5 protein-coding genes and 1 pseudogene are annotated in these 2,943 nt (G+C 64.8%); 1 reads left to right on the forward strand and 5 read right to left on the reverse strand.

Annotated elements, in window-relative coordinates; all coding sequences use genetic code 11:
- Positions 1-260: 260 nt before the first annotated feature.
- The 3 genes and pseudogenes from VZ95_RS22435 to VZ95_RS29465 all read right to left on the reverse strand — a co-directional run.
- Positions 261-956, reverse strand: coding sequence for a putative phage tail protein (locus VZ95_RS22435; RefSeq protein WP_052711927.1), 696 nt, complete (start codon positions 954-956; stop codon positions 261-263).
- Positions 957-960: 4 nt separating this feature from the next.
- Complete coding sequence (locus tag VZ95_RS28385; RefSeq protein ID WP_084627913.1) at positions 961-1,422, reverse strand: baseplate J/gp47 family protein; 462 nt, start codon at positions 1,420-1,422, stop codon at positions 961-963.
- Positions 1,423-1,564: 142 nt separating this feature from the next.
- Positions 1,565-1,849 (reverse strand): annotated as a pseudogene (locus VZ95_RS29465) (baseplate J/gp47 family protein); the annotation flags it as partial.
- On the opposite strand from VZ95_RS29465, the gene VZ95_RS24435 reads away from it, so the two are divergent.
- Positions 1,808-1,996, forward strand: a complete 189-nt coding sequence (locus VZ95_RS24435; RefSeq protein ID WP_052711929.1) for a hypothetical protein — start codon at positions 1,808-1,810, stop codon at positions 1,994-1,996. The pseudogene VZ95_RS29465 and the gene VZ95_RS24435 sit on opposite strands and share 42 nt — an antisense overlap.
- Positions 1,997-2,046: 50 nt before the next feature.
- On the opposite strand, the gene VZ95_RS23335 is transcribed toward VZ95_RS24435, so the two are convergent.
- Complete coding sequence (locus VZ95_RS23335; RefSeq protein ID WP_084627914.1) at positions 2,047-2,649, reverse strand: phage GP46 family protein; 603 nt, start codon at positions 2,647-2,649, stop codon at positions 2,047-2,049.
- Positions 2,650-2,677: 28 nt separating this feature from the next.
- The coding region (locus VZ95_RS18380) for a hypothetical protein (protein WP_232302746.1) at positions 2,678-2,943 on the reverse strand (266 nt) is incomplete at its 5' end.

Raw genomic sequence — 2,943 nt, forward strand, 5'->3', positions numbered from 1 at the left:
TTGGTGCCAATCGGTATACTCCGGCGTAATCCCCGCCCGCAGAATAGCATTGCGGATACATTCCGTAATCATATTGGCCCAATAGGCGCGAAACGGCGTGCCGAGGAAGCCCGCTTCCAAATCGCAGTCGATAAAAAAAGCCCGGCTTATCGTTGATCGTGCCGGGCGGAGGGATGTCGAAAGGGTTCGGCACGACCAGCGTCGTGTCGGCGTCGCGTAAGCGATCCATGTGGAAAACTCCTAATTTTAAAGGGGAATAGCTAGAAGCAGCGATCCGGGTCGCGGTTCTGGCAGAAGCTCGACCCATACCGGAAGAAGACCGAGGTATGGGCGGGCTTGAGGCGCTGGAACAGGCATTCGAGCATGGCTTGCGCCTCCGCGAGGCTCACGCCGTCTTCAAGCTCGACGCAGCGGATATGCACCACCCAGGCGCAGCAGCACCCGGCGCGATGCCCCGCCCGCAGGCAGCCCGCGCCCAAGGGAAACGGCTCTTCGATCTGCACGTCGAAGCCTAAGAGGGCAGCGAGATCGATGAAATAGCTCGGGCTTGCGCCGCCCACGGCATTCTCGGTGGCGACGATGCGCTGACGGCGCGCATCGAGCCCCGTCACTTTCGGCATGCAGATATCGGGCAGGCCGAGCCAGCGCTCCCACCGGCTTAAAAGTTCGACCAGCGCGCGCGGGTCGAGTTCATCGAGCAGGCGGCAGACGCGCTCTTCCAGCGTGATCGTGCCGGGTGTGCTGGGGAGCGCCAAGGTCGCCGCGATGGCTTCCATCAGCTTCACCTGCACGCTGTCGGGGTCGCGCGGCCAGACCTCGCCGCGCGGAAGAAGCTGCAACAGCAGGTGCAGATAATCGTCGAGGCCAAGGCCGCAGACGGGTTTGAGGATGGGGCTGGGGTCGGTCCAGCGTTTGATAAGGCAGCGGCAAAAGGCCGAGGGGGTGAGAACCGCCATCGGCTTAAACCCAAGTAACATTGCCGAAGACCGGCAGTTGTTCCGGCCCGATCATCACATTTGCCGCAGGGCTGAGCGGCACATGGTCCCACTCGCCCGCCGCAATCGAAATCGCCTCGCGGACGTGGCTGACCAGCAGCGGCAGGCCGGGCGCGCCATCGCGCAGGATCATATCTTTCAGTTCGGCGATAATGGCGCTGCGCACGTCGGGAATCGCCGCATTGCTCTCGGGCACCAGCGATTGAATCACAAAATCGACCGGCACGGGATTGGGGGCTTTGACGATCACCATCGCCGTCACCGGGCGGCGGCTTTCGAGATGGGCTTGGACATTGGCCACATCCTGCGGCAAGGGAATGCCGTTGGGGTAGCTCTCGTCCATCGTGAACAGCACGCGCACCTGACAGGGCGGGATCACCCGCACCCAGGCGCGCGTCACCCCCGGCACTTCCAAGGCCCAGGCGATATATCATGGGCCGCGCCGCCGTGGGGGGCGCGCTGAACCCGCGCCCGCAGCCGGGCGCGTAAAGACTCGTCGCTCTCGATCTCGCACCGCCGCCGAGGCCCAAGGCCCCGACCGTTCCCGCCGCCGCGACGCCTGCGACCGGCGAGACAAAGCGAAGCTCGGTGCCCGGCCCAGCATTGCCCGCCGCGCCCAGGGTGAGCGCTTCCACCGAAACCGTCCCCGTCCCACCGGAGCCGATTAACGCGGCTTGTTCGACCGCATATTCCACCCGATCCCCGCGCAGCAACCGTGCGCCGGCGGGGATCACCGAACCCGATAGGCCCGTCACCGTCACGCTGCCGCCTGCCGGGGTTGCGGGCTTCCGCAACAGCCCACGCCAGGCCGCGTGCCGTTCCAGCACTTCGCCCGTCGCCCGATCCGGCAGCACGGCTTCGGCGATGCCGTCGAGATAGCCATAGACCTCGTGCAGCCCGCCCGCGAGCACGGCGGCGATGACCGACAGATTATTCCAGCGCAAGCGGCTATCGGCCCCCGGCAAGCGCGCGTTAATCTCAGCTTCGGCCTGACGCAATAGGTCATCGATGGCCGGGCGCATGAGGCCCAAAGAATTAGCGTTCGGCATTCTCAGCCTCCCGTAAGATCGAAATTGAGGGATGTCAGCGAGAAATCGACGCGGGTGCTGTCGAAGGTCACGGCCACCTTGGCCCCCGGCGGCGGCGCACCGGAGCCTTCCGCAGGCAAGCAGAACTCGATGCCCTGCCACGCCCAATCGAAGCGAATGGCGAAATTGGCCTTCTTCGGGCGCGTGAGCTTGATCTCCAGCGCCAGCCATTCCTCGCGCGGAATGAAGGCGTTGACCTTCACCCGCTCGGCGACGCCATCCTCGACCAGCCAGGCCAGCGCCTCGTCGGCATAGAGCTTGGCCCGGCTGGTCACCGAGGGCATCTGCTTCTCGCGCGACAGCAGCCAGAGCCGCGAGCCAATCGGCTGCGGCAAAAAACTATCCGCCCACCAACCGCGCCGGTCGCCCGACAGCCGAATGGGCTCGGCCAACCCTGGCCCGGTGAGATCATCGGGCAGCACATCGTCATCGAGCGCGCGGCGGTGGGTGAAGAGGGAGATTAAAACGGAGGTGAATAAATCACACTCCGCCAGCAGCGCCGGGGGCAGCAAAGCCCAGTCGCCGCGAAACCGGGAAGTGTCCCAGCGCGTTGTAATGTCGGGCATCAAAAGCCTCATGGGTGAGTAGAAGAAATTAAATCCGGCAGAGCGAGCGCGTATTGCGAATCGTGACGCCGCAATAGGCGGCCTCGTTGAACTTATCCCACTGGCTGCGGGCATCGGCCGTTACGCCGCTGGGCAGGCCGGTGATGTTCAGATCGATGGTCAGGCGGCGCAAATCATCGGCAGGATGATCGGCTTTTGTATCCAAAGGCGGGGTGCGCGGGGTCAGCGGCGGGAGCGGTTCGACCGCCGAACGCCCGCCCCTCCCCATTAACCCCTCCAGCAGCGAGCCGCCGC

This window comes from Elstera litoralis (assembly GCF_000963705.1).
GTDB lineage: Bacteria > Pseudomonadota > Alphaproteobacteria > Elsterales > Elsteraceae > Elstera > Elstera litoralis.

Excerpts from the sequence above, each read along its gene's own strand:
- VZ95_RS23335 (WP_084627914.1), bottom strand. The coding sequence starts at position 2,649 with ATGCCCGACATTACAACGCGCTGGGACACTTCCCGGTTTCGCGGCGAC.
- VZ95_RS22435 (WP_052711927.1), bottom strand. The coding sequence starts at position 956 with ATGGCGGTTCTCACCCCCTCGGCCTTTTGCCGCTGCCTTATCAAACGC.